The organism is Variovorax boronicumulans NBRC 103145, from assembly GCF_001591345.1.
In the GTDB taxonomy this organism is placed as follows: Bacteria; Pseudomonadota; Gammaproteobacteria; order Burkholderiales; family Burkholderiaceae_C; genus Variovorax; species Variovorax boronicumulans.
Genome location: NZ_BCUS01000067.1, coordinates 1 through 25,244, shown reverse-complemented (window position 1 = coordinate 25,244; position 25,244 = coordinate 1). Strand labels below are relative to the sequence as shown.

Genomic DNA, 25,244 nt, shown 5'->3' with positions numbered 1-25,244 from the left:
AGAAGGGGACATCGTTTCGAGTCTAGGGGGCCATCCTGCGCCTCGAAATGTCAAAAGACATAGCCCCGCCAGCCTATAGTGCGGCGTGAAGTTCGAGGACTACCCCGTTGCCGCCTCCCCGCCGCAGGGTGCGAACCCCTGCGAACACTGCGCGCTGCGGCGCCTGGAGGCCTTCCTGCCGGTGACGGCGCAGCAGCTGGAGGCGATCCAGTCCTTTCGCAGCGGCACCCGGCGTGTCGAGGCGGGCGGCACCATCGTCGACGAGCACCGCGCCAGCCCGCAGCTGTTCACGCTCTACGCGGGCTGGGCCTTTCGCTACAAGACCCTGAGCGACGGCCGGCGGCAGATCCTGGGTTTTCTGCTGCCCGGCGACTTCATCGGCCTGCAGGACGAGTTTGCCGACGGCCAGACCCACGGCGTCGAGGCCGTGACCGACGCCACACTGTGCGCCTTCGCCCGCGAGCGGCTGTGGGCGCTGTTCCAGACCCAGCCCCGGCTCGGCTACGACATCACCTGGCTGGCCGCGCGTGAGGAAAAGCTGGTGGACGACCACCTCGTCACCGCCGGGCGCCGCAACGCCGGCGAGCGCGTGGCCATGCTGCTCATGCACCTGTACCGGCGCGCCCAGCGCGTGGGCATGGTGCGCGACGGTTGGGTGGAGTTTCCGTTCAACCAGCAGCACATCGCCGACGCGCTGGGGCTGTCGCTGGTGCACACCAACAAGACGATGCGGCGCTTGCAGCGCCTGGGCCTGTACAAGCTCGACGGCGGCTGGCTGCGCATCCTGGAGCCGCATGCGCTCGAAACGCTGGGCGACTACTTCGAGCGCCCCATGCGGCCGGTGCCGATGATCTGAAGGCGCCGCCTGCCTCAGCGCGCGGCCACCAGCTGCCGCAGGTCGCCCTGGTAGGCCTGCAGCCGCCGCACCGCCTGCTCGCGCTGCGTGGCGCTGGTGGTGTTGTGCAGCGCCGCCAGGTTGCGGCAGCCTTCCTGCAGCAGCGCCTGCTGCTGGTCGCGCCAGGGGCCGGGCGGCGGATCGGCGATGCGCTGGATGTAGGCATGCAGCGCGGCGCGAGCCTCGGCCGGCGACGCGCGCGGGCCGCCGTTGCCGCCCTGGAAGCCGCGCAGCAGCACCAGCGCCTCCTGCTGGCGCTGGCGTCGCTCCTCGTACGCCAGCTTCGGGCTGAACACCGACTGCGCCACCTGCTGGCGCAGCAGCGCGCGCTGCTCGGCCGTGAGGCGGCCGTAGAAGTCTTCCTGGCGCTCGAGGAACTGGTCGTAGCGCTTGTCCTGCACCTGCGCGGGGCTGCGGTCGAGCCAGTCCTTGCGGTAGTCGGTGTTGTTCTTCGCGTACTTGCGTTCGAGCTGCTGCAGCTGCGCGTCGCTCAGGCTCAGCGCGAGTTCGGCGCTGGCGGCCTCCGCGCGCTCGGTGACGGCGAGCAGGCGCTCGCGGACCCGGTCGGCCAGCTGGCAGGCCTGGGCCGGCGTCACCTCGGCGCTCGCCAGGCCCTGGGCCTCCTGCAGCAGGCCGATGATGCGCGGCAGCTCGTTCTGGCGGTGCCAGGCCAGCAGCTGGGCGAGTTCGTCGCGCACCTTGGGGGTCTGGGCGCCGTCGAAGTCGAAGTAGCCGTCGAGCCACCAGTAGCTCAGCTCGGGCAGGTTGTTGTAGGCGAGCTTGACCGCGCTGCAAGCCCCCAGGGCAGCGGCCAGCAGCAGCACACCGATAATTCGGGCCAGTCCAGCACAACGAATCCGGGAAGAAAAGCGCATGAATCAGACTCCGCAGCAGAGCAACCAGGGACCGGTCGACGTCGTCATCATGGCGGCCGGCAAGGGCACGCGCATGAAGAGCAAGCTGCCCAAAGTGTTGCATCGTTTGGCCGGCCGCGCCTTGCTGGCCCATGTGACCGACACCGCCGCGCGCATCGGCGCGCGCCATGTCGTGGTCGTGACAGGCCACGGCGCCGAGCAGGTCGAGACCGCGATCAAGGCCACGGCCGTGAACGCCGCCGCGCTCGGCTTCGCGCGCCAGGAGCCCCAATTGGGCACCGGCCACGCCGTGCAGCAGGCCACGCCGCTGCTGCCGGACGACGGCACCGTGGTGATCCTTTCGGGCGACGTGCCGCTCATCGCCGAGGACACGCTGCGCACCCTCATCGCCGCCAGCGGCGGCGAGCGGCTCGCGCTGCTGACCATCGAACTCGACGACCCCACGGGCTACGGCCGCATCATCCGCACCCGTGCCGGCGGCGAGGTGACGGCCATCGTCGAGCACAAGGACGCCACCGAGGCGCAGCGCGCCGTGCGCGAGATCAACAGCGGCGTGATGGCCGCGCCCGCGCGGCTGCTCAAAGGCTGGCTCGCGCGCCTGGACAACAAGAACACCCAGGGCGAGTACTACCTGACCGACATCGTGAAGTTCGCGGCCGACGACCGCGTGCCGGTGGTAGCGCATGTCACGACCGACGCGCTGCAGGTGGCGGGCATCAACAGCCCGGCCCAGCTCGCGGCGCTGGAACGCGCCTGGCAGCTGCGCCAGGCCAACGCGCTGATGGAACAGGGCGTGCGCCTGGCCGACCCGGCGCGCTTCGACCTGCGCGGCACGCTGAGCTGCGGCGCCGACGTCGACATCGACGTCAACTGCGTGTTCGAAGGCACGGTGTCGCTGGGCGAAGGCGTACGCATCGGCGCGAACTGCGTCATCGCCAACGTGCGCATCGAAGCGGGTGCGGTGATCCATCCCTTCACCCACATCGACGGCGAGAAGGCCGGCGTGACGGTGGGCGCGGGCGCGCTGGTCGGGCCGTTTGCGCGGCTGCGGCCCGGTGCCCAACTGGGCGCCGAGGTGCACATCGGCAACTTCGTCGAGGTCAAGAACTCCACGCTGGCGGCGGGCGCCAAGGCCAACCACCTGGCCTACCTGGGCGACGCCACGGTGGGCGAGCGCGTGAACTACGGCGCGGGCAGCATCACGGCCAACTACGACGGCGCCAACAAGCACCGCACCGTGATCGAGGCCGACGTGCACGTGGGCAGCAACTGCGTGCTCGTGGCACCGGTGACGATCGGCGCGGGCGGCACCATCGGCGGCGGCTCGACGGTGAACAAGTCGACCGAGCCCGGCGCGCTGACCGTGGCGCGGGGCAAGCAGGTCAGCTTCGCGAACTGGAAGCGGCCGCAGAAGTTGCCGAAGAACTGAAGGCGCCTTTGGGCGCTTGTTCGGGGCAGGCGCCCTGCCCCGGACCTCACCACCCCGTCAGCAGGCGCACGAAGCGCATCACCGGCCGCGCCGCCACCGGCGCCGTGGCCCGGGCCGCGCGCTGGGGCGCATGCACCCGCAGGTGCACCGCCGTCACCGCCGACACCTCGATCCACCCGCCCTGCGGCACGCAGTGCATGTCGCCCTCGCCGAGCAGCGTCTCGGTCATGAACACCGTCTCGCCCAGCCAGCCCGGCGGCGACACCACGCGAGCGCGGCCCTCGGCCAGCTGCAGCCAGGCGCCCGCGTCGACGGCGGTGCGCAGCGACTGGCCGGGTTCGAGGACGATGGAATCGGGGGCTTCGGACAGGGTGGTGATCATGGCGGACCTCGGGTGGATGAGGGTTCATCGTAGGAATTCCGCCGCCCGAAAAACAGGCACACCCGGTGGCTATTGCAACCGGAACAGCCGGGCCGCCACGCCATCTGTTATGGTCTTTTTCCCAGTCAACTGCATCTGTTTTCGGATGCCCGATGCGGGGAACATCGACCCATGGACTCGCTACCGCTCTACCGCCAGCTCGCGGCGCACTACGTGGACGCGATCCACGCCGGTTCGCTCAAGGCCGGCGACAAGCTCCCCTCGCTGCGCAGCCTGATGCGGCTGCACGACATCAGCCTCTCGACCGCGCTGCAGGTGTGCCGCGCCATGGAAAGCGAAGGCTGGGTCGAGGCGCGCGACCGCTCCGGCTACTTCGTGCGCCGCCCGCAGCGGCTGGCCATCGCGGCCATGGAAGAACCCGTGTCCGGCCTGCCGCCCGACCCGGCGCAGTTCGTCAACATGCGCACGCGCATGGCCAACTTCATGGCGCGCGGGCGCCTCAACGACGTGAAGCTCAACTTCGCGATCTCGCGCGCCGCCCCCGAGCTCTACCCCGCCGAGGCGCTGCGCAACGCCATGACGCGCGCGCTGCGCCAGCGCCCCGAGCTGCTGACCACGGCCTCCTCGCAAAAAGGCCATGAGCAGTTCCGCCAGGTCGTGGCCCAGCGCAACCTGCGCGTGGGCATGACGGTGGCGCCCGACGACGTGCTGGTCACCAACGGCTGCATCGAGGCGCTGAACCTCGCGCTGCGCGCCATCGCCAAGCCCGGCGACACCGTGGCCGTCGAGTCGCCCACCTTCTACGGCCTGCTGCAGGTGCTCGAGAGCCTGGGCCTGCGCGGGCTGGAGATTCCGACCAGCCCGCAGACCGGTATTTCGCTGGAGGCGCTCGACCTGGCCATCCACACCTACGACGACATCAAGGCCGTGGTGGTGGTGCCGCACCTGCAGAACCCCATCGGCAGCGTGATGCCCGACGCCCACAAGCAGCGGCTGGTGCAGCTGTGCGAAAGCCACGGCATCGCGCTGGTCGAGGACGACACCTACAGCGACCTGGTGGAAACCGAGGTGCCGCCGCGCGCCATCAAGTCCTGGGACCGCACGGGCAACGTGGTGTACTGCGCCTCGCTGCACAAGGTGCTGGCGCCGGGCCTGCGGCTGGGCTGGATCACGGCCGGGCGCTGGCACGCGCAGGTCGAGATGCTCAAGTACGCGCAGACGCGCAACAACGAGGCACTGGCGCAGATCGCCGCGGGCGAGATCATTGCCAGCGGCGGCTACGACCGCCACCTGCGACGGCTGCGCGAACGCCTGCACACGCAGCGCGACCAGACGGCCGACGCCATCGCCCGCTACTTCCCGGCCGGCACGCGGCTGAACCTGCCGCGCGGCGGCTTCCAGCTGTGGGTGGAGCTGCCCGATCGGCTGTCGTCGGTGGCGGTGTTCGAGGCGGCCCTGCGCGAGCACATGCTGGTGGCGCCGGGCGCGCAGTTCTCGAACGCCTCGCGCTTCGACCACTACCTGCGCATCAACTGCGGCTGGCCCTTCAGCGAAGCGGTCGACGCGGGGCTGCGCCGGCTCGGGCGGATCGTCGAAGAAGGCTGCGCGGCGCAGAAGAACCAGCCAGCCGCGCTGGTGCGATCGCCGCGCGCCGCGGCTCAGTCCAGCAGCGCCAGGGCCGCGTAGTCGCCCACCTTGTCGCCGAGTCCGGCGGGCACCAGCAACACGCCGCGCGTGAGCGGCGGCAGCTTGCCGTCGACCTGCGCCTGCAGCCGCGGCAGCACGAAGTCGCGGTGGTGCCAGAACACGCTGCCGCCCAGGCTGATGCGCTGCAGGTCGAGCGTGATGACCAGGTTGTAGAGCATGCGGCCGATCACGCGGCACAGCGCGTCGGCCTTCTCGAGGGCGGCGGCGTCACCGGCCGCGGCGGCCGTGAACAGATCGGCCGCGGGTTGGCCGAAGCGGTGCGCGATCGAATTGCCGCCGGCCAGCGCTTCCACGTCGCCCAGGTTGCCGCAGCCGCACAGCGCGCCGCTGTCGTCGTCGACCACGAAGCTGTGGCCCGCATGGCCGGCGTTGCCGTTCTTGCCACGCAGCGCCTTGCCGTCCACGCACAGGCCCACGCCCACGCCCGTGCTCCAGGTGGCGTAGGCACAGTTGTCGAGCCCCTTCAGCGCGCCCCAGTGGCGCTCGGCCTCGAGCGCGGCCACGGCGTCGTTCTCGACGCGCACGCGGGCGAAGCGGCGCGCCAGCGGCGCCTCGACGATGGCCGTCATCCAGTTGTTGGGCAGCCCGCGCGAGGGGCCGGCGATGCCGCCGCAGATGTTGGGCGTGGCCAGCTCGACCATGCCGTCGTGCAGCTCGAAGGGCCCGGTCGACGACACGCCCACGCGGTCGATGCTGGCCGGGTCGATGCCCTGCTCCGCGCACACCTCGTCGATGAGCCGCAGGATCTGCACCGCCACGGCGTCGTTGCTGCCGGTCTTGGCGGTGGGCTCGCTGCGGCGGCCGATCAGCGGCGCGTCGCTCGAAGCGGAAAGGCTCACGGCGACCTTGGTGCCGCCGATGTCTACGCAGGCTCTCATTGCGGGGTTCTCTTCTTTCTCAGTCGTCGCCGCGCCGTGCTCAGAGCAGCCGCGCGACCAGCGCCGCGATCATGCTGAGCACCACCGTGCTCGCGATCGGCAGCTGCCAGTCGCGGCCGAAGGCGCGAAACTCGAAATCGCCGGGCAGCCGTCCGAAGCCGAAGCGGCGCAGCCAGGCGGTCAGGCCGCTCATGAGCACCAGCGCCAGGACGACGACGATCAGCCAGCGGAACATGCAGACAGTCTAGGCCGCCAGCACGGCCAGGGCTTGTCGGTGAAGTTCGGGTGTGGCTGCCGCGATCACGCGCTGGTCGGGGTTCAGCCCCAGCGGCCGGCCCTCCCAGTCGGTGACGACGCCGCCCGCGGCCTCGATCAAACCCGCCGGGCCCAGGAAGTCGTAGGGCTGCAGCCCCGTCTCGACCACGAGGTCGATGGTGCCGCCCGCGAGCTGCGCGTAGCCGTAGCAGTCGCCGCCGAAACGGCGCATCGCGCACTGGCGGCTCAGGCGATCGAAGGCGCTCCAGTCGGCCGGCGAGAAGATGTCGGGCGAGGTGGTCACGATGCGGGCCTTGGCGATCTCGGTGCAGCCGCTCACGCGCACGGGCTGGCCGTCGCGCGTGGCGCCCTTGCCGGCCTCGCCGATCCAGCGTTCTTTCAGCACCGGCATGTCGACCATGCCCAGCACCACGCGCCCGCCCTGCAGCACGCCGATGAGCGTGCCCCACAGCGGCGAGCCGGTGATGAAGCTGCGCGTGCCGTCGATCGGGTCGAGCACCCAGATGCGGTCGGCGTCGAGCCGCTCGGGGCCATGCTCCTCGCCGAAGATGCCGTCGGCGGGCACGCGCGCGCCGAGGATCTCGCGCATGGCCGTCTCGGCGGCGCGGTCGGCCAGCGTGACCGGGCTTTCGTCGGCCTTGGTGATGATGTCCAGCGGCGTGCGGAAGTAGCGCATCGACTGGGCGGCGGCGGCATCGGCCAGCGCACCGGCGATCGCGGAAAGGTCGGGGACGGAAGAGCTCATGGGGAGGAGAACGCGTGCCAAAAGCTGCGATTAGACCCGAGCCCACGGCCCTTGCGCCATCGCCGGGGCATTCGTCCGCCCGGCCTCCTCACCTGCGCGCTAGCGCTGCTGGCCCCAGCGCCGCACGGTGAGCCGCTCCAGCGTGCGAAAGCCCAGGCTTTCCACCAGCAGGCCGATCAACACCACCAGCGCGAGGCCGGCGAACACGCGGTCGGTGTACAGCTCGTTGCGGTTCTGGAAGATGTACCAGCCCAGCCCGCCCTTGCCCGACGAGGCGCCGAACACCAGCTCGGCCGCGATCAGCGTGCGCCACGCAAAGGCCCAGCCGATCTTCAGCCCCGACAAAATCGACGGCAGCGCGGCCGGCACCAGGATCTGCAGCACGTAGCGCAGCCCCGTCAGCCCGTAGTTGCGCCCCGCCATGCGCAGCGTCTCGGGCACGCCCTGGAAGCCCGCATAGGTGTTGAGCGCCAGCGGCCACAGCACCGAGTGGATCAGCACGAACACCAGGCTACCCCGGCCCAGCCCGAACCACAGCAGCGCCAGCGGCAGCAGCGCGATCGCGGGCAACGGGTTGAACATCGAGGTCAGCGTGTCCAGCAGGTCGCGCCCGATGCGCGTGGACACGGCCAGCGTGGTGAGCCCGAAAGCCAGCAGCACGCCCGCGAGGTAGCCCTGCAACAGCACGGCCAGCGAGATGCGCACCTTCTCGACCAGCTCGCCGCTGGCCAGCCCTTCGATCAATGCACGGGCGGTGGCGGTGAAGGTGGGCAGCAGCAGGTCGTTGTCCTGCCAGCGCGCCGCCAGCTCCCACAGCACGGCGATGACGGCAAGGATCAGGCCCTTGCGCAGCCAGGTGTGCGAGGCAAGGCGCGTGGCCAGCGGCAGCGCGCGCTCCACCGGCACTTCGGTGAAGGGCTCGAGCGTGCGTTCGTACTCGGGGCGGATGGGTGGCGTCAGGGTGCTCATGGGGTGCCCTGTTCTTCCTCGAAGAGCATGTCGTGGATGCGCCGCGCAGTCGCCTGGAAGTCCGCACCGCCCAGGCTGTCCAGCGAGTAACCGTGGCTGTTGAGTTCGGCGCGCATGCGCCCCGGATGCGGTGACAGCAGCGCCACGCGGTTGCCCACGACCAGCGCCTCCTCGATCGAGTGCGTGACGAACAGCAGCGTGAAACGCACCTCGTCCCACAGCTCGAGCAGCTCCTGCTGCATGCGGCGGCGCGTGAGCGCGTCGAGCGCGGCGAAGGGCTCGTCCATCAGCAGCACGCGCGGCTGCATCGCCAGCGCCCGCGCGATCGCCACGCGCTGCTTCATGCCGCCCGAGAGCTGATGCGGGTGCACGTCGGCGAATTTCGAGAGGCCCACCTTGTTGAGGTAATGCAGCGCGCGCTCGGCCGCTTCCTTGCGCCCCAGCGTGCGCGAGGCGAGCAGCGGGAACATCACGTTCTGCTTCACCGTCTTCCACGGCGGCAGCTGGTCGAACTCCTGGAACACGACGATGCGATCGGGGCCCGGTTGCGATACGCGCCGGCCGTCGAGCCGGATCTCGCCCTCGACCGGCGGGATGAACCCGGCCACCGCCTTGAGCAGCGTCGACTTGCCGCAGCCCGAGGGCCCGAGCAGCACGAAGCGGTCGGCGGCATGCACGTCGAAGCTCACGCGGTGCGTGGCGCGCACCACGCGCTCGGGCGTGCGGTACTCGAGGCTGACGCCCTCGACCTGCAGCAGCGCCTCGTGCACGTACGGCGGTGCCGCGTCGCCCGTGGCCACCACGCCGCGCCGCCGGGCCGGCCGCTGTGGCGCCACCGCGCCGCCAAGGAAGGCCGCAGCGGGCGGCCCTGCCAGGCGCTCGAGCCGGGACAGCATCGCGTCAGTTCCCTGAGGCCGTGTGCGCGTCGTCGAAGAAATAGTCCTTCACCGACGCCGGCTTGTTCTTGATCGCGCCCACGCGGTGCATGAACTCTGCGAACACGTAGGTGTTCTGCGGCGCGGTCTTGAACTGCACCTCGGGGTTCTTGATGATCTTGAGCAGCAGTTCGCGGTCGAGCTTGGCGTTGCTCACCTTCAGGTAGATGTCGGCCGCCTTCTCGGGGTTGGCCGTGACGAACTTCGCCGCCTCGTCGAGCGCATCGACGAAGGCCTTGTAGGTCTTGGGGCTCTCGTTGCGGAATTTCTCGGTGGCATACAGCACCGTGGCCGACGACGGCCCGCCCAGCACCTGGTACGAGTTCAGCACGATGCGCGCGTTCGGATTGCCCGCGAGCTCCTGCTCCTGGAACGGCGGATTGCCGAAGTGTCCCGTGATCTCCGTGCCGCCCTTGATGATCGCCGCCGCCGCATCGGGGTGCGGCAGCGCCACGCTGATCTTGTCGAGCCGGTTGAATTCCTTGTCGCCCCACAGCTTGGCCGACGCGATCTGCAGCACCCGCGACTGCACCGACACGCCCACGGCGGGCAGCGCGATGCGGTCCTTGTCCGTGAAGTCGGCGATCGACTTCACGTTCGGGTTGTTGCTCACCAGGTAGTACGGAAAGTTGCCCAACGAGGCCACGCCCTTCACGTTCTGCTTGCCCTTGGTGCGGTCCCACAGCGTGAGCAGCGGCCCCACGCCGGCGCCTGCAATCTCGATGTTGCCCGACAGCAGCGCGTCGTTCACCGCCGAGCCGCCCGAGAGCTTGACCCACTCCACCTTCGCATCGACCCCTGCGGCCTTCGCGTGCTTCTCGATCAGCTTCTGCTCCTGCGCCACGTTGAGCAACAGGTAGACGATGCCGAACTGCTCGGCGATGCGAATCTGCCCTTCGGCCTGCGCGGCCAGGCTGCCGGCGAGAAGGCCGAGGCCGGTGACGAGCGCGGCGGCGCGGCGGGTGAAGCGGTTCATTGGAAAGTCCGGAAAAAAGAAAGGAGGAAATCAGAAAGGCGTGTCGCCCACGATGGTGGTGCGGTTGAGCCGGCGGCGCAGGTGGTCGGGCGTGCCTGCCGCGAGGTGCATCAGCGAGCGGTTGTCCCAGAACACCAGGTCGTGCGGCGCCCACGCGTGGCGGTACACGAACTCGGGCTTCACGCTGTGCGCGAACAGCTCGGCCAGCAGCGCGTCGCTCTCGCCTTGCGGCAGGCCGACGATGCGTGTCGTGAAGTGCTCGCTGACGAACAGCGCCTTGCGCCCCGTCTCCGGGTGCGTGCGCACCACGGGCTGCACGGCGGGTGCGACCTGATCGATCTGCGCTTGTGAAAGCTTCGGCCGCCACGGATTCTTCGCACGCAGCTCCTCGTACTTCGCGAGGTAGCTGTGCTCCGCCTTCAGCGGCAGGATGCGCTGCTGCAGCTCGACAGGCAGCGCCTCCCATGCCAGGTGCTGGTCGGCAAACAGCGTGTCGCCGCCTTCGCTCGGCAGCTCTTGCGCGTGCAGCAGCGAGCCCAGGCTGGGATGGGGCTTGTACGAAATGTCGGAGTGCCAGTACACGCCCGCGTCGCCGAGACCGATCGGCTCGCCGTTCTCCTTGATGTTCGAAACGATCAGGATCTCGGGGTGGTTCTTCAGCTGGAACTGATGCAGCACGTGAATCTCGAGCGGCCCGAAGCGGCGGCTGAAGTCGATGTGCTGCGCAGGCGTGATGCGCTGGTCGCGGAAGACCAGCACGTGGTGGTCCAAGTGCGCGCGGTGGATGCGTTGGAAGTCGGCGGCGTTGATCGGCTCAGCGATGTCGAGCCCGACGATCTCCGCACCGACAGGCGCATCGAAAGGCCGCACCTCGAAGTGCTGCGCGGGCGCCTCTGCGGCGGGGGTTGCGCGGGAAAGAACGGCAGTCATGCCGCGAATGTAGAAGCGCGCCCCCCATTCCCCAACGAAGTCTTTGTTGCTTGCTTATGACCAACTCTTTCCGTTGAAAGCACAAGCCCCGGGCCGAGCGCAGCGACGGCCCGCCCGGCCTCCAAGCCCCTCTGGCTGCGCCGAGGAGCGCAGCGTTTCGCGGATCAGGGCTCGCCCTTGTTTGAGCGAAGCGAGTTTGGGCGAGACCCCGCGAAACGCGAGCACCGCAGGTTGCCCGCAGCGAAGCGGAGGGACGCAGACAGTGGGGTCGCCTTTTCTTTGCTTACTTTCTTTTGGCGAAGCAAAAGAAAGTGAGTCCGCCGCCGGGCGGAACTCCCGGCCCCGGGAAGCAACCCCTCAGAGGGTGTGACTCCGATCCCCCTCAGCGAACCCGACAGCGTCCCAAGGTTCACCGACAGCAAACCCCACCACCTTGAACAACTCCCCCATCTCATGCTCATGAATCAACCGAGCCGCCATCCCCCGCTGCGCCACAGTCCCCCGCTCCATCCGCCCCAAGATCCCGCAGTTCAAAAGAAACCGCGCCTGGCTCGTGTAGCCAAGAACAGCAAGCCCCGCCTCCTGCCCCGCCACAGCAATCCCCGTGAAGTCCACATGCGCCGTGATGTCCTTGTATCCCACCTCCGACAGAGGATCGCCATCCGCCTGATGCCCCCGATGGCACATCACCGTCCCCATGTGCCGTTGCGGGTGGTAGTACTCGCCCTCGGGAAATCCATAGTCGATGAGAAAAGCCGCGCCCTTCTCAAGCCGATCCGCCAGCGTCGCAATGAACGCCTGAGCCTGCGGATGCACCTCGGTAAGGTAGTCATGCACCCCCGACACTTCGACCGGCGGCCGCAATTCGGTCAGCCGGTCCGCCCACGTCCACCCATCCCCCGCCGGATTCCGCACCACCCCCCGCTCGAACCAAGCCCCCTTTACCCGCGCCAGCAACTGCACCGGCATCGCATCGAGCACTTCATTGCCGACCACCACACCCTGCATGGACTCAGGCAGCTCCCCGAGCCACTCGACCCGCCCCGCATACCCCGCCAGCGCCTGCTGCTGCCGCTCGCGCAAGGTGCCCGACAGATCGACGATGCGATAGCGCACATCGCCGCGCCCCATCTCGCCCAGCGCATGCAGCAGCTGCACCGCCAGCGCCCCCGAGCCCGCACCGAATTCCCACACGGTGTCGGTGCCGGTCTTCTCCAGCGCTTCGAGCACCTGCACCGCGAGCGTGTGGCCGAACATCGGCGTCAGCTCGGGCGCGGTCACGAAGTCGCTGCCGGACGAGGGCATGTGGCCGAACTTGGCCGAGGTGTTGGCGTAGTAGCCCAGCCCCGGCGCATACAGGGCCAGGGCCATGAAGCGGTCGAAGCCGATCCATCCGCCCGCGCGCTCGACGGAGCGGGCAATCAGATGGTCGAGGGCGATGGGTAAACTGTTTGTCGTTGGCGTCGTCACGGCGCCATTGTCCTCTTCCTGTCTTCTGTCTTCTTCCTCCGAATGAGCGCCATCCCCCCCTCCTCCCCCGATCGCCGCCGCACCGTCCTCGTCACGGGCGCAGGCCGTCGGCTGGGCCGCGAGATCGCGCTGGCGCTCGCGGCGGGCGGCTGGCAGGTGGCGGTGCACTACCGCAGCTCGCGCGCCGAAGCCGAGCAGACCGTGGCCGACTGCGCCGCGCGCTCGGGCGACTCCGCGCTGTTCGAGGCCGACCTGGCCGACGAACAGGCCACGCGCGCCCTGCTGCCGCGCGTGGCAGCGCGCTTTCGCGCCGTCGATGCCGTGGTGCACAGCGCCGCCCTCTTCGAACACGACGACGCCGCCAGCTTCAGCTACGCGCTCATGGAACGCCACGCGCGCAGCAACACCGGCGCGGCCATCCTGCTGGCGCAGGCGCTGCACGACCACCTGGCCCGGCGCGACGCGCACGGGGGCGCCGTGGTGCACCTGCTCGACCAGAAGCTGTGGAACCCGAACCCCGACTTCCTGAGCTACACGCTCTCCAAGGCCGCGCTCGAAGCCGCCACCCCCATGCTGGCGCTGGCGCTCGCGCCGCGCGTGCGCGTGGTGGGCGTGGCGCCCGGCCTCACGCTGGCGAGCCACATGCTGGACGACGACAAGTTCGCGCAGCTGCACAAGCTGTCGCCGCTGGGCCGCTCGTCCACATCGGAAGACGTGGCCGCCACCGTGAAGTTCGCGCTGGAAAACAGCTCGATCACCGGCACCACGCTGCTCGTCGACGGCGGCCAGCACCTCATGAAATTCGAGCGCGACTTCTCGCTCATGTGACGAGCACCACCACCATGTCCACGAACACACCGCACGGCCACCAGACACTCACCCTCCAGGGCCTGCGCTTCGACGCCAACCTGGGCATCCTCGAGCAGGAAAAGACCGCGCCGCAGCCGATCCTGGTGGACGCCGAACTCAACCTCGGCCCGCAGCCGCTGCTGCCGCAGGACGACGACATCTTCCACGTGCTGGACTACCGCAAGGTGCGCCGCATCATCATCGACGAGTGCACCGCCGAGCACGTCAACCTGCTCGAAAGCCTGATCGGCAAGCTCGCGCAGCGCCTGCTGCAACTGCCCGGCGTGCGGGGCGTGCGCGTGAAGATCGCCAAGCTCGAAATCTTCGACGACTGCGAAGTCGCCATCCGCATCGAAGCCGGGGAATGGTGATCCAAGGCAAAATCGGGGCTCTTTCCCCCGATTTGCCCGAAGTAGCCCCCCAATGAACGCCGTCTGGATCGACGATACGCCCGAAGCCGGTGCGCCCTCCAACTCGCTGAAGATCGAACGCGAGACGCACAAGCTCGAGAAGCGCCTGTGCCGCCAGGTCGGCCAGGCCATCGTCGACTACAACATGATCGAAGAGGGCGACAAGGTCATGGTGTGCGTCTCGGGCGGAAAAGACAGCTACGCGCTGCTCGACATCCTGCTCAAGATGAAGGCGCGTGCGCCCATCCACTTCGACATCGTCGCGGTCAACCTCGACCAGAAGCAGCCCGGCTTCCCGGAAGAGGTGCTGCCCAAGTACCTGAGCGAGCTCGGCGTGGCCTTCCACATCGAGAACCAGGACACCTACAGCATCGTCAAGCGCGTGATCCCCGAGGGCAAGACCACCTGCGGCCTGTGCAGCCGGCTGCGCCGCGGCATCCTGTACCGCGTGGCCGACGAGCTGGGCGCCACCAAGGTCGCGCTGGGCCACCACCGCGACGACATGCTGCAGACCTTCTTCCTCAACATGTTCTTCGGCGGCAAGCTCAAGAGCATGCCGCCCAAGCTGGTGAGCGACGACGGCAAGCACATCGTGATCCGCCCGCTGGCCTACGTGGCCGAAAAGGACACGGTGCGCTGGGCGCAGCACCGCGAGTTCCCGATCATTCCCTGCACGCTGTGCGGCAGCCAGGAGAACCTGCAGCGCAAGCAGGTCGGCGAGATGCTGCGCGAGTGGGACAAGAAGTACCCCGGCCGCGTGGAAAACATGTTCACCGCGCTGCAGAACGTCGTGCCTTCGCACCTGCTGGACGGAACGCTGCACGACTTCCAGGGTCTGAAGGCGACGGGCGTGGCCGACGAGAACGGCGACAAGGCCTTCGACACGCCCGCTTTCGACCTGCTCTCCCAGGCACCCTCCGCCCTGCGCATCGTCCAGGGCTAAGAAGGTGTAAACGAACCCGACATGTCCGCTCATCCCGCCCAGACACGCCCCCTCTTCGTTGCAAATGCTCGCCATAGCTTGAGCTATGGCTGCGCTTTGCGCCTCGATGGGACGCGTCTGGACGGGCTGCTCGGCCACGCCGGATTCATTTACACCTTCTGACGGGCAACCCAGGGGACTTTGAGGGCCAGAGGCCCGGAGACCCTTATGTATCGTGCGTTTTCAGCTCTATTTTTGGTAGCAACCCTGAGCGGCTGCGCCACCTCCTGGGTGGTCGACAGCAACGTCAAGAGCTTTGCCACGCCGGGCACGATCGTGCCGCCCGGTGCCACCTACCGCTTCGAGCGCCTGCCTTCGCAGCAGGCCGACACGGCGCGCCAGGAAGGCCTGGAGGCCATGGCCGCGGCCGCGCTCGACAAGGTCGGCCTGCGCCGCGACGACACAAGGCCGCAGTACACGGCGCAGATCGGCGCGCGCGTCACGGCGGCGCTGTCGCCCTGGGCCGATCCGTGGCTGTACGGGCCCGGCCCGTGGGGCTACGGCTACGGCGGCTACTACGGCCACCGCTGGTATGGCAGCGGCTGGTACGGCGGCCCGATGTTCACGCCGCCGGCCAACCCCTGGTACCAGCGCGAGGTCAGCCTCGTGCTGCGCGAGGCGGGCGGCAGCCACCGCGTGGTGTACGAGACCCGCGCGCGCAACGACGGCCCCTACAGTTCGAGCGCGGCGATCCTGCCGGTGATGTTCGAGGCCGCGCTGCAAGGCTTTCCGAACCCGCCGCCGGGCGAGCGCCGCGTGAACATCGAGCTCACGCCGGCCGCCAAGAAATGACGCACTTCTAGAATTCGGACGGATGGAAGCCAATCTCACCCGCCTGATCGCCGTGCGCCACGGCGAAACCGCCTGGAACGTCGACACCCGCATCCAGGGCCACCTCGACATCGGCCTCAATGCCACCGGCCTCTGGCAGGCGCAGCGCGCCGGACAGGCGCTGGCCGACGAGCCGATCGCGGCGGTCTATGCCAGCGACCTCTCGCGCGCCTGGCAGACCGCCCAGGCCATCGCCGAGCCCCACGGCCTCCAGGTGCAACCCGACCTGGGCCTGCGCGAGCGCGCCTTCGGCCGCTTCGAAGGCATGAGCTTCGCCGAGATCGAGGCCACGCTGCCCGAGGACGCCCGCCGCTGGCGCGAGCGCGACCCCGAGTTCGAGCCCGAAGGCGGCGGCGAGAGCCTGCTGACCTTTCGCGACCGCGTGACCGGCACCGCCTCGGCCATCGCCGCGCGCCACCCGGGCCAGCTCGTGGTGCTGGTGGCCCACGGCGGCGTGATGGACGTGCTCTACCGCGCCGCCACGCGCCAGGAGTTGCAGGCGCCGCGCACCTGGCAGCTCGGCAACGCGGCCATCAACCGCATGCTGTGGACGCCCGAGGGCTTCAGCCTTGTCGGCTGGAGCGACATCGCCCACCTGGCGACGGACGCGCCGCTGGACGAGACCACGACCTAGTGGGGTGAGCCGCTTGCCTTTCTTCGCCCCGGGCAAGACGCTCCCATGAAAAGAACGAACCCCACGCCCTCGGCCTACGCCAGCTGGGACGCCTCCCAGTCGCTGTCCGCGCCGTGGATCGACGCCACGCACCTGGGAAGCTTCGTCACCCTGGAAGCCGGCGACACCATTGCGCGCGAAGGCGAACGGCACGACTACTTCTATCTCTTGCGGTCGGGCTTCGTGCATTCCACGATCCACCGAAGCAACGGCTCGGAGTTCCTGCTCGAGATCTTCGGGCCGGGCGCGATCTTCGGCGAAGGCCCGGCGTTTGCCGACAGCCCCCGACCGACGACGACCCGGGCGGTCGCGCCGGCCCTTCTCAGCCGCTATCGCCCGGCGGATGTCGCGCAGCAGTTTTCGGCGCTGCCCGAGCTCGCGACCTCGTTGATCCAGCTGCTCGGCTTCAAGAACCACATGATCGTGGCCAAGCTGGCCGGGGTGGCCTCGGCGGCGCCCAAGGAGCGGATCGTCGATCTGCTGCTGCGTGTGGCGCGCCCGCCATCGACGCAGGCATCGAACAAGCTCACCGTCGATCTGACGCATGAGCAGATCGGCGCCATGACGGCCTTGAGCCGCGTCACCGTCACGCGCACGCTGAATGCGCTGGCGGGACAGGGGCTCATTGAAACGCGGGCCCGGCAGGTCACCATCCCGGATGCGCCGGCCCTGCATCGTTTCCGCGACGCGACACCGTAAGGAAAAAGCCCGCTTCCTGTATCGCTGGATACCGTCGACACCCTCACCCCCTCGCGATCATTCATCCCGTCACACACATGGGAAGAGCAGCGGCGGAGGGAATGGAGAGAGCCGTTGAGGAGAGAGGCCGGAGCGCCTTCAATGGGCGATGGTCCGGGTGTGGCGTCACGCGGGACTGCACAAGTCCTTCCTGGCCGGGTGGCTCACGCTCATGGCCATCCGGCATCTTTTGAATCGCCGTCAGGCGTGTGATTTGAACCGCCGTCAAGCGTGCGAGGCCGCGTGCCCCGCCGCAGCCTCGGCCTTCGCCTCGCCCGGCAGCTCCACCATCGGCCCGCTGCCGCTGTAGCGGTCGAGCGCCAGGTAGATCGCGGGCGTGATGTACAGCGTGATCACCTGCGAGAAGATCAGCCCGCCCACCACCGCCACGCCCAGCGGCTGGCGCAGCTCGGCGCCGGCACCCAGGCCCAGCGCGAGCGGCAGCGCACCCATCAGCGCGGCCAGCGTGGTCATGAGAATCGGGCGGAAACGCAGCCGGCAGGCTTCGCGGATCGCATCGACCGGCTTCATGCCCTCGGTGCGCTGCGCGTCCAGGGCGAAGTCGATCATCATGATCGCGTTCTTCTTCACGATGCCGATCAGCAGCAGGATGCCGATGGTCGCGATCAGCGTGAGGTCGAAGCCGAAGAGCTTCAGCGAAATGAGCGCACCCACCGCCGCCGAGGGCAGGCCCGCCAGGATGGTGATCGGGTGGATGTAGCTCTCGTACAGCACGCCCAGCAGCACGTAGATGACCAGCACCGCAAGCACCAGCAGCACGGCCTGGCTGCCCTGCGAACTCTGGAACACCGCCGCGTCGCCGCCGTAGGTCGTGATGATCGACTGCGGCATCTTCAGCTCTTCCTTGAAGCGGTCGATCTTCGCGGTCGCGTTGCCCAGCGGCACGTCGGGGCCGAGGTTGAACGACACCGTCACCGCCTGCAGTTGGCCCTGGTGATTGACCGAGGTCGGCCCCACCGTGCGCTTGACGGTCGAGAAGGCCGACAGCGGCACCAGCTTGCCGGTGGTGCTGCGCACCGACAGGCGCGCCACGTCTTCCTCGAACTGGCGGTCGCTGTCGGCGGCCGACAGGATCACCTGGTAGGTGTTGCTGGCGCCGTAGATGCTGCCGATCTGGCGGTCGCCGTACGCGTTGTACAGCGCCGTGCGCAGGTCGCCCACGGCCACGCCGAGCACGCCGGCCTTGTCGCGGTCGATCTCCAGCGTGGCCTGCAGGCCGCGGTTCTGCGAGTCGCTGGTCACGTCGCGAAAGTCGGGGTCGGCGCGCATGCGCTCCATGAGCCGGGTCGACCACGGCACCATCTCGCCGGCGTTCACGCTCTGCAGCGTGTACTGGAAGCGCGCCTTGCTCTGGCGCCCGCCCAGGCGCAGGTTCTGCACCGGCTGCATGTAGACGGCAATGCCCGGAATCTCGCGGAAGCGCTGGCGCAGCGACTCGAGCACCTTGGCCATCTTGGGGCGCTCGCTGCGCGGCTTGAGCACCGCGAACAGCCGGCCCGAGTTCTGCGTGGCGGTCGGGCCGCCCACGCCGACGAAGGAACTCACGTAGTCCACGCTCGGGTCGGCCTTGAGCGCGGCGGCCACGCGGTCCTGCAGCGCCTTCATGGCGGTGAACGAAATGTCTTCGGCCGCCTCGGTGGTGATCTGGATCTGGCCGATGTCTTCCTCGGGGAAGAAGCCCTTGGGAATGCTGATGAAGAGCCAGGCCGTGACCACGAAGGTCAGCCCCGCCATGACCAGCATCAGCGCGCGGTGCCCGAGCGTCCAGTCGAGCGTGCGCATGTAGCCGCCGTGCACGGCGCGGTAGCCGCGCTCGAAGGCACGGCCGATCGCCGTGCCGGGCTCGGGGTGCTCTTCCTCGTGGTCGAGCGCGCCGGCCTTGCGCGGCACGTGCTTGAGCAGCCGGCTCGCGAGCATGGGCACGAGCGTGAGCGACACCACGGCCGACACCAGCACGGCCAGTGCCACCACCACGGCGAACTCGTGGAACAAGAGGCCGATCACGCCCGGCATGAAGAAGATCGGGATGAACACGGCCACCAGCGAGATCGAGATCGACACGATGGTGAATCCCACCTCGCGCGCGCCGCGCAGGGCGGCGGCCATCGGCTCCATGCCCTTCTCGACGTAGCGCATGATGTTCTCGAGCACCACGATGGCGTCGTCCACCACCAGGCCCACTGCCAGCGTGATGCCCAGCAGCGAGACGTTGTCCAGGCTGTAGCCGAAGGCATACAGCAGCGCCACGGCGCCGATCAGCGAGATCGGGATGGTGGCCGCCGGAATCAGCGTGGCCACCAGCCGGTGCAGGAACAGGAAGATCACCAGCACCACCAGCGCGATGGTGCCCAGCAGCGTGAGCTGAACGTCGTGCACCGCCTCGCGGATGGAGAGCGAGCGGTCGTTGACCATGTGGATCTCGACCGACTGCGGCAGCTCGGCCTTGAAGCGCGGGATGAGCGCACGCACCGCGTCCACCACCTGCACGGTGTTGGCATTGGGCTGGCGCTGCACGGCCAGCGAGATGGAGTCTTGCCCGTTGAAGCTGCTGGCGGTCTTGACCGACTCGAAGCTGTCTTCGAGCGTGGCCACTTCGTCCAGCCGCACCGGCGCGCCGTTGCGCTGCGCGATGATCAGCTTGGCGAAGTCGGCCGCCTTCATGAGCTGGCGGTTGGCCTGGATGGTGAGCGTCTGGCGCGGGCCGTCGAGCGTGCCGACCGGCGTGTTGGCGTTGGCCGAATTCACCGCCTTGGCCAGTTCGTCGAGCGTGATGTTGCGCGCATTGAGCAGGTCGGCGTTGGCCTTGATGCGCACCGCGAAGGCCTTGCGCCCGTACACGCCCACCTGCGCCACGCCGTCGATGGTCGAGAGCGTGGGCGAAATGAGGTTCTCGGCGTAGTCGTTGAGCTCCGACGGGTTCATCGACGGCGAGATCAGCGCGATGAACAGCACCGGCGCATCGGCCGGATTCACCTTGCGGTACGAGGGCAACTGCGTGAGTTCTTGCGGCAGCTGGCGCTGGGCGCGCAGCAGCGCGGCCTGCACGTCGACGGCGGCAGCGTCGATGTCGCGGCTGCTGACGAATTCGAGCGTGAGCGAGGTCACGCCCTGGGTGTTCACCGAGCTGATGGTCTGCAGGCCGGGGATGGTCGAGAACTGCTTTTCGAGCGGCAGCGCGACCGAACTCGCCATGGTGTCGGGGCTGGCGCCCGGCAGCTGCGCGTTGACGTTGATGACCGGCGTGTTGTAGCTGGGCAGCGCCGCCACCGGGATGCTGAAGTACGCAAAGATGCCGATGACCACGACGGCCGCCGACAGCAGCACCGTCATCGCCGGACGGCGGATGCAGAGCTCTGAAATGTTCATGCGCGTTCTCGCGCCGGCTGAACATCCGACGAAGCGGCGCTGCCGGGCGTGACACCCGTGGTGCCGTTGGCGGGGGCACCGCCCGGCCCGGCCGGCGCCTTCACGTCGATGCGCACCTTGCCGCCCGGGCGCACGTTCTGGCTGCCTTCGATCACGACCTGCTCGCCGGGCGTCACGCCGCTCACGGCCACCTTGGTGCCGAAGGTGTGCAGCACCTTGACCTGGCGGCGCGCCGCGTTGCGCTCGGCATCGACCACGTACAGCGTGGCGCCATCGGACAGCATCATGAGCGCCGCGGCCGGCACCACGGTGACGCCGTCAAGCATGCGCACCGTGATGCGCGTGTTGACGAACTGGCCGGGCCACAGGCTCTGGTCGGCGTTGGCGAACACGGCCTTGGCGCGCACGGTGCCGATCTGCGGATCGACCGTGTTGTCGACGAAGTCGAGCGTGCCGAACAGCGGCTCGCGGCGGCCCGTGACCAGCGCCTCGACCTTGGCGCGCGTGCGCGCCGCGGCCAGCAGGTCCTGCAGGTTGCCTTCGGGCACCGGGAAGCTCACGGCGATGGGGTCGAGCTGGGTGATCGTGACCAGCGACAGCGTGGGCTGCACCAGCGTGCCCGGGTAGATGTTGACGGCGCCGATGCGCCCCGCGATGGGCGCGCGCAGCGTGGCGTAGCCCAGCGCCACCTGCGCCGACTGCACGGCGGCGCGGTCGGCCGCCACGGCGGCGCGCTGCGCCTGCAGCTGCGACAGCGTGGCGTCGGCCGCGCTCTTGGCAATGAAGTTCTGTGCCACCAGGTCCTGGCTGCGCTTGTACTGGCGCTCCAGGTCGGCCATGGTGGCCTCGTCCTTCTGCTGCTGGGCCCGGGCGCGGGCCAGGTTGGCCTGGTCGTTGCGGTCGTCCAGCGTGAAGAGCAGCTGCCCTGCTTTCACGAACTGGCCTTCCTTGACGTGCACCGCGCTCACGGTGTTGGTGACCTGCGGGCGCAGGTCGACGCTGTTGAGCGAAACCACGCTGCCGTTGACCTGCACCGTCACCGGAACGTCCTGCTTCTCGGCCGTGGCCAGCGTGACCAGCGCGGCGGGAGGCCCGGCGTTCGCGGACTTGGCATCTTTCGTGGCCGGCCGATCGCCCGACATGCGCCACCAGCCGCCTGCGACGGCTACGATCAACACGCCCGCGAGGGCGAAGGCGGCAGATTTCTTCATGGGTTCTTGTGCACTTTGGGCTGACAGCAGCTATTGGAGCAGTGGCCGACGCACAGTGTTCACGGGCGCCGTAAAGAAATGTAAAGCAGGCCGACGCAAAGCCCCCGCACCACCCGCTGCACCCGGTATGAGGGAAAACACCCCCTCGCTAAAATCGCCGGTCCACAGCCTCTGGATATACCCCATGAACCGCTGCAAGACACCCACGAAAACGCTCACTTCCCTCGCCATCTGCGCCGCCCTTGCCGGCGCCGCCGGTCTTTTCTCCCTCCAGGCCAGCGCCCAGGACGAGGTGCCCCGCCCGCAGACCCAGAACGAGTCGCTCAACGGCGGGCGCAACTTCCCCATCGGCACGCTGCGCGGCAAGTTCATGGTGACCAGCGCCCCCGACGTCGAGCTCGACGGCCGGGCCGACCGACTGGGCGCCGGCGCGCGCATCCGCAGCCCGCAGAACATGCTGGTGATGCCCGGCGCGATCATCGGCCAGAAGTACCTCGTGAACTACACGCGCGACGCCGCCGGGCTGCTGCGCGAGGTCTGGATCCTGACGCCCGACGAGGCCATGGCCAGCCGCGAATCGCTGAACAAGCCGTTCCTGAACATCTGGCCGTTCACCTCGAACGACACGCTGAACACGCAGTAACGCGGCCGGGCCGCAAGCAAGCAAAAATCCGCGGGCGCCACGCGCGCCTCGCAGCCCTTCCTCTTTGCGAAGGGCACAGAGAGCTCCCCATGAAAAAAGTATTCATCAAGACCTTCGGCTGCCAGATGAACGAGTACGACTCGGACAAGATGGCCGACGTGCTCCACGCCGCCCAGGGCTACGAGCCCACGCAGAACGTGGACGAGGCCGACCTCATCCTGTTCAACACCTGCTCGGTGCGCGAGAAGGCGCAGGAGAAGGTGTTCTCCGACCTCGGCCGCGTGAAGCACCTGAAGGCCAAGGGCGTGAAGATCGGCGTGGGCGGCTGCGTGGCGAGCCAGGAAGGCCAGGCCATCATCGCGCGCGCACCGTACGTCGACATCGTGTTCGGCCCGCAGACGCTGCACCGCCTGCCTGAGATGCTGAACGACCGCGAGCGGCTGGACCGCCCGCAGGTGGACATCAGCTTCCCCGAGATCGAGAAGTTCGACCACCTGCCGCCCGCGCGCGTCGAAGGCGCGACCGCCTTCGTGTCGATCATGGAAGGCTGCTCCAAGTACTGCAGCTACTGCGTGGTGCCCTACACCCGCGGCGAGGAAGTGAACCGCCCCCTGGACGACGTGCTGGTGGAAATCGCCGGCCTGGCCGACCAGGGCGTGCGCGAGATCACGCTGCTGGGCCAGAACGTGAACGCCTACCGCGGCAAGATGGGCGACACCGCCGAAATCGCCGACTTCGCGCTGCTCATCGAGTACGTGGCCGAGATCCCCGGCATCGAGCGCATCCGCTACACCACGAGCCACCCGAACGAGTTCACGCCCCGGCTCATCGAGGCCTACGCCAAGGTGCCGCAGCTCGTCTCGCATTTGCACCTGCCGGTGCAGCACGGCAGCGACCGCATCCTGATGGCCATGAAGCGCGGCTACACGGCCATGGAATACAAGAGCACGGTGCGCAAGCTGCGCGCCATCCGCCCCGACCTGGCCCTTTCCAGCGACTTCATCGTCGGCTTCCCCGGCGAGACCGACGCCGATTTCGACAAGATGATGAAGCTCATCGACGACTGCCAGTTCGACAACAGCTTCAGCTTCATCTTCAGCCCGCGCCCCGGCACGCCCGCCGCCGCGCTGCAGGACGACACGCCGCACGAGGTGAAGCTGGCGCGCCTGCAGACGCTGCAGCGCGTGATCGACGGCAACGTGCGCCGCTTCGGCGATGCGCTGGTGGGCAGCACGCAGCGCGTGCTGGTCGAGGGCGCCTCGCGCAAGGACGCGAACGAACTCATGGGCCGCACCGCCTGCAACCGCGTCGTCAACTTCGAAGGCGACGCCCGCCTCGTGGGCCAGATGGCCGACCTGCGCATCACCCGCTCGCTGGCCTACACGCTGCGCGGCGAAGTGGTCACGCGCGAATCGGCCCTGGCTGCTGCCGGCACGGCGCTCGCCCACTGATGGCGAAGCGTCCATCCGTCCGGGGCTCGTTCCAGCAGCTCCTGCTGTTTGCCTTCCTGCTGATCACCGCGCTGCTGGTGGGCGTGGCGCTGCGCTCGGTGCTGCAGTACGACGCGCTCGTCACGCAGAGCCGCGACGCCGCCGCGCGCGCGCTGCGCCTGTCGGGCGCCTCGCAGTCGCTGGCCGAGCGCAGCGCGGCCATGGAACGCGCGGGACGCCAGTCGCTGGTGCTCAACGACGCCGTGCTGCGCCGCCGCTTCGACGAGGCGGCGCGCGAAGCCCACCAGGTGCTGGAGCGCCTGGAACGCAACGGCCTGCCGGCCGCCGGCATCGACATGTGGCGCAGCCAGCTCGGCGTGATCGAAGGGCTGCTCGGCGGCAGCCCCGACAGCGCCCTGGCGCGCGAGAGCACGATGGCGATGCAGTTCCGCGAACTCGACGCCCTGAACACCAACATCGCCCAGCAGGCGCAGTTCCTGATCGAAACGCAGAACGACGCGCTGGCCAAGCGCATCGAGAACGCACGCCGCCGGCTGATGCGCGAGGTGGTGGCCGCCAGCGTGCTGGCCGTGTCACTGGCGCTGGCCTTCGGCATCTGGCTGGCGCGCCCCTTCAAGCGGCTCGAGAACGCCATCGTCGGCCTGGGGCAGAACCGGCTCGACGAGCCGATCGACATCCGCGGCCCGGCCGACGTGCGGCGCGTGTCGCAGCAGCTCGAATGGCTGCGCCTGCGCCTGACCGAACTCGACGCCGACAAGGCGCGCTTTCTGCGCCATGTGTCGCACGAGCTGAAGACGCCGTTGGCGGCACTGCGCGAAGGCGTGTCGCTGCTCGAGGACGGCGTGACCGGCCCGCTGAACCCGGCGCAGCTCGAAGTGGCGCAGATCCTGCAGCAGAACACCGTGTCGCTGCAGAACCAGATCGAGGCGCTGCTGCGCTTCAACGCCGCCGCCTTCGAGGCGCGCGAGCTGCGCCGCGAGCGCACCGAGCTGCTGCCGCTGATCGAGGAGCAGATCGAGGCCCAGCGCCTGCAGTGGCAGGCGCACGGCCTGCGCGTGCGCGCCGAGGGCGAGCCGATCGCCCTCACGGTCGACCGCACCAAGCTCGGCACCGCCATCGCCAACCTGCTGTCGAACGCGATCCGCTTCTCGGCCGCCGGCGGCGTGATCACGCTGGCCGTGTCGGGCACGCCCGAGGCGGTGCACATCGACGTGTGCGACGCCGGCCCCGGCATTGCCGTGGGCGACCGCGACCGCATCTTCGAACCCTTCTTCCGCGGCGAGCGCCAGCCCGAGCACACGGTGAAAGGCACCGGCATCGGACTTTCCATCGTGCAGGAGTACATTGCAGCCCATGGGGGCCGCATCGCCCTGCTGCCGGACGGCCCCGGTGCACGCTTTCGCATCGAACTGCCGCGCACGACCTGACCCCGGACACCCCACCCACACCGCCCCGCGCCTTTTTCGACCCATGTTCCTTTCGTTCGTCCGCAGATCCACCTTCGCCGGGGCCATGGCCGTGCCATGCGCCCTGCTGCTGGCGGCCTGCGCCTCCCAGCCCAAGCCGCCGGCCGAAGCCGACGCGCTGCCGCCACCCGTGGCC

Annotated in this window: 24 protein-coding genes; 12 read left to right on the top strand and 12 right to left on the bottom strand. The window is 68.9% G+C overall.

The features are described 5' to 3' along the window. Positions 1–85: 85 nt before the first annotated feature. Positions 86–856 carry a Crp/Fnr family transcriptional regulator gene (locus VBO01S_RS19205; protein ID WP_174543682.1) on the top strand — a complete coding sequence of 257 codons (771 nt, stop codon included), beginning with the start codon at positions 86–88 and terminating at the stop codon, positions 854–856. Positions 857–870: 14 nt separating this feature from the next. Here the strand turns inward: VBO01S_RS19205 and VBO01S_RS19200 are convergent, their stop codons facing one another. Next, positions 871–1,719, bottom strand: a complete 849-nt coding sequence (locus tag VBO01S_RS19200; RefSeq protein ID WP_255221147.1) for a DUF6279 family lipoprotein — start codon at positions 1,717–1,719, stop codon at positions 871–873. A gap of 49 nt (positions 1,720–1,768) precedes the next feature. On the opposite strand from VBO01S_RS19200, the gene glmU reads away from it, so the two are divergent. After that, positions 1,769–3,199, top strand: coding sequence for a bifunctional UDP-N-acetylglucosamine diphosphorylase/glucosamine-1-phosphate N-acetyltransferase GlmU (gene glmU, locus VBO01S_RS19195; protein ID WP_062477924.1), 1,431 nt, complete (start codon positions 1,769–1,771; stop codon positions 3,197–3,199). Positions 3,200–3,245: 46 nt separating this feature from the next. Here the strand turns inward: glmU and VBO01S_RS19190 are convergent, their stop codons facing one another. After that, entirely contained in the window at positions 3,246–3,581 is a 336-nt protein-coding gene (locus VBO01S_RS19190) for a hypothetical protein (protein ID WP_062477921.1), read from the bottom strand. A 171-nt stretch (positions 3,582–3,752) separates the two neighbouring features. Between VBO01S_RS19190 and VBO01S_RS19185 the strand changes: the two genes are divergently transcribed. Further along, positions 3,753–5,267, top strand: a complete 1,515-nt coding sequence (locus VBO01S_RS19185; protein WP_062477918.1) for an aminotransferase-like domain-containing protein — start codon at positions 3,753–3,755, stop codon at positions 5,265–5,267. Here the strand turns inward: VBO01S_RS19185 and VBO01S_RS19180 are convergent. From VBO01S_RS19180 to VBO01S_RS19145, 8 genes are all read right to left on the bottom strand, one after another. Continuing rightward, positions 5,240–6,166 (bottom strand): ROK family protein, encoded by a 927-nt coding sequence (locus tag VBO01S_RS19180; protein WP_062477915.1) that lies wholly within the window; start codon positions 6,164–6,166, stop codon positions 5,240–5,242. The two genes, VBO01S_RS19185 and VBO01S_RS19180, sit on opposite strands and share 28 nt — an antisense overlap. 40 nt (positions 6,167–6,206) lie before the next feature. Beyond that, positions 6,207–6,401: a DUF2905 domain-containing protein gene (locus VBO01S_RS19175; RefSeq protein ID WP_056575522.1), complete on the bottom strand. Its 195-nt coding sequence runs from the start codon at positions 6,399–6,401 to the stop codon at positions 6,207–6,209. 9 nt (positions 6,402–6,410) lie between these two features. Further along, on the bottom strand, positions 6,411–7,187 hold the full coding sequence (gene hisN, locus VBO01S_RS19170; RefSeq protein ID WP_062477912.1) for a histidinol-phosphatase: 777 nt from the start codon (positions 7,185–7,187) through the stop codon (positions 6,411–6,413). A 99-nt stretch (positions 7,188–7,286) separates the two neighbouring features. Further along, the gene (locus VBO01S_RS19165) at positions 7,287–8,156 is read right to left on the bottom strand and encodes an ABC transporter permease (RefSeq protein WP_062477909.1); all 870 of its coding nucleotides are present in this window, start codon (positions 8,154–8,156) and stop codon (positions 7,287–7,289) included. Further along, positions 8,153–9,052 carry an ABC transporter ATP-binding protein gene (locus VBO01S_RS19160; protein ID WP_370681370.1) on the bottom strand — a complete coding sequence of 300 codons (900 nt, stop codon included), beginning with the start codon at positions 9,050–9,052 and terminating at the stop codon, positions 8,153–8,155. The genes VBO01S_RS19165 and VBO01S_RS19160 overlap by 4 nt, the downstream gene beginning before the upstream one ends. A 4-nt stretch (positions 9,053–9,056) precedes the next feature. Continuing rightward, on the bottom strand, positions 9,057–10,067 hold the full coding sequence (locus VBO01S_RS19155; RefSeq protein WP_062477906.1) for an ABC transporter substrate-binding protein: 1,011 nt from the start codon (positions 10,065–10,067) through the stop codon (positions 9,057–9,059). 30 nt (positions 10,068–10,097) lie between these two features. Beyond that, positions 10,098–10,997: a TauD/TfdA dioxygenase family protein gene (locus tag VBO01S_RS19150; RefSeq protein WP_062477904.1), complete on the bottom strand. Its 900-nt coding sequence runs from the start codon at positions 10,995–10,997 to the stop codon at positions 10,098–10,100. Positions 10,998–11,354: 357 nt separating this feature from the next. After that, positions 11,355–12,467, bottom strand: coding sequence for a class I SAM-dependent methyltransferase (locus tag VBO01S_RS19145; RefSeq protein ID WP_062477901.1), 1,113 nt, complete (start codon positions 12,465–12,467; stop codon positions 11,355–11,357). A gap of 42 nt (positions 12,468–12,509) precedes the next feature. Between VBO01S_RS19145 and VBO01S_RS19140 the strand changes: the two genes are divergently transcribed. From VBO01S_RS19140 to VBO01S_RS19115, 6 genes are all read left to right on the top strand, one after another. Beyond that, positions 12,510–13,295 (top strand): SDR family oxidoreductase, encoded by a 786-nt coding sequence (locus tag VBO01S_RS19140; protein ID WP_062477898.1) that lies wholly within the window; start codon positions 12,510–12,512, stop codon positions 13,293–13,295. A 14-nt stretch (positions 13,296–13,309) separates the two neighbouring features. Next, complete coding sequence (locus VBO01S_RS19135) at positions 13,310–13,687, top strand: dihydroneopterin aldolase (protein WP_056576172.1); 378 nt, start codon at positions 13,310–13,312, stop codon at positions 13,685–13,687. A gap of 52 nt (positions 13,688–13,739) precedes the next feature. Beyond that, positions 13,740–14,669, top strand: coding sequence for a tRNA 2-thiocytidine(32) synthetase TtcA (gene ttcA, locus VBO01S_RS19130; RefSeq protein ID WP_062477895.1), 930 nt, complete (start codon positions 13,740–13,742; stop codon positions 14,667–14,669). Between the two features lie 234 nt (positions 14,670–14,903). After that, entirely contained in the window at positions 14,904–15,500 is a 597-nt protein-coding gene (locus VBO01S_RS19125) for a DUF4136 domain-containing protein (RefSeq protein WP_370681365.1), read from the top strand. Between the two features lie 22 nt (positions 15,501–15,522). Further along, entirely contained in the window at positions 15,523–16,173 is a 651-nt protein-coding gene (locus tag VBO01S_RS19120; RefSeq protein ID WP_062477889.1) for a histidine phosphatase family protein, read from the top strand. A 45-nt stretch (positions 16,174–16,218) separates the two neighbouring features. After that, positions 16,219–16,911 carry a Crp/Fnr family transcriptional regulator gene (locus VBO01S_RS19115; RefSeq protein WP_062477885.1) on the top strand — a complete coding sequence of 231 codons (693 nt, stop codon included), beginning with the start codon at positions 16,219–16,221 and terminating at the stop codon, positions 16,909–16,911. A gap of 264 nt (positions 16,912–17,175) precedes the next feature. On the opposite strand, the gene VBO01S_RS19110 is transcribed toward VBO01S_RS19115, so the two are convergent. Continuing rightward, the gene (locus tag VBO01S_RS19110; RefSeq protein ID WP_062477883.1) at positions 17,176–20,337 is read right to left on the bottom strand and encodes an efflux RND transporter permease subunit; all 3,162 of its coding nucleotides are present in this window, start codon (positions 20,335–20,337) and stop codon (positions 17,176–17,178) included. Further along, on the bottom strand, positions 20,334–21,479 hold the full coding sequence (locus tag VBO01S_RS19105) for an efflux RND transporter periplasmic adaptor subunit (RefSeq protein ID WP_062477963.1): 1,146 nt from the start codon (positions 21,477–21,479) through the stop codon (positions 20,334–20,336). Before VBO01S_RS19105 ends, VBO01S_RS19110 begins: the two co-directional genes overlap by 4 nt. A 253-nt stretch (positions 21,480–21,732) precedes the next feature. Here VBO01S_RS19105 and VBO01S_RS19100 point away from each other — a divergent pair, with 253 nt between their 5' ends. The 3 genes from VBO01S_RS19100 to VBO01S_RS19090 all read left to right on the top strand — a co-directional run bounded on the left by VBO01S_RS19100 (position 21,733) and on the right by VBO01S_RS19090 (position 25,069). After that, positions 21,733–22,191 (top strand): hypothetical protein, encoded by a 459-nt coding sequence (locus VBO01S_RS19100; protein WP_062477880.1) that lies wholly within the window; start codon positions 21,733–21,735, stop codon positions 22,189–22,191. An 89-nt stretch (positions 22,192–22,280) separates the two neighbouring features. After that, the gene (gene miaB / locus VBO01S_RS19095; protein ID WP_062477878.1) at positions 22,281–23,642 is read left to right on the top strand and encodes a tRNA (N6-isopentenyl adenosine(37)-C2)-methylthiotransferase MiaB; all 1,362 of its coding nucleotides are present in this window, start codon (positions 22,281–22,283) and stop codon (positions 23,640–23,642) included. Further along, positions 23,642–25,069, top strand: a complete 1,428-nt coding sequence (locus VBO01S_RS19090) for a sensor histidine kinase (protein WP_062477875.1) — start codon at positions 23,642–23,644, stop codon at positions 25,067–25,069. Before miaB ends, VBO01S_RS19090 begins: the two co-directional genes overlap by 1 nt. Positions 25,070–25,244 lie beyond the last annotated feature (175 nt).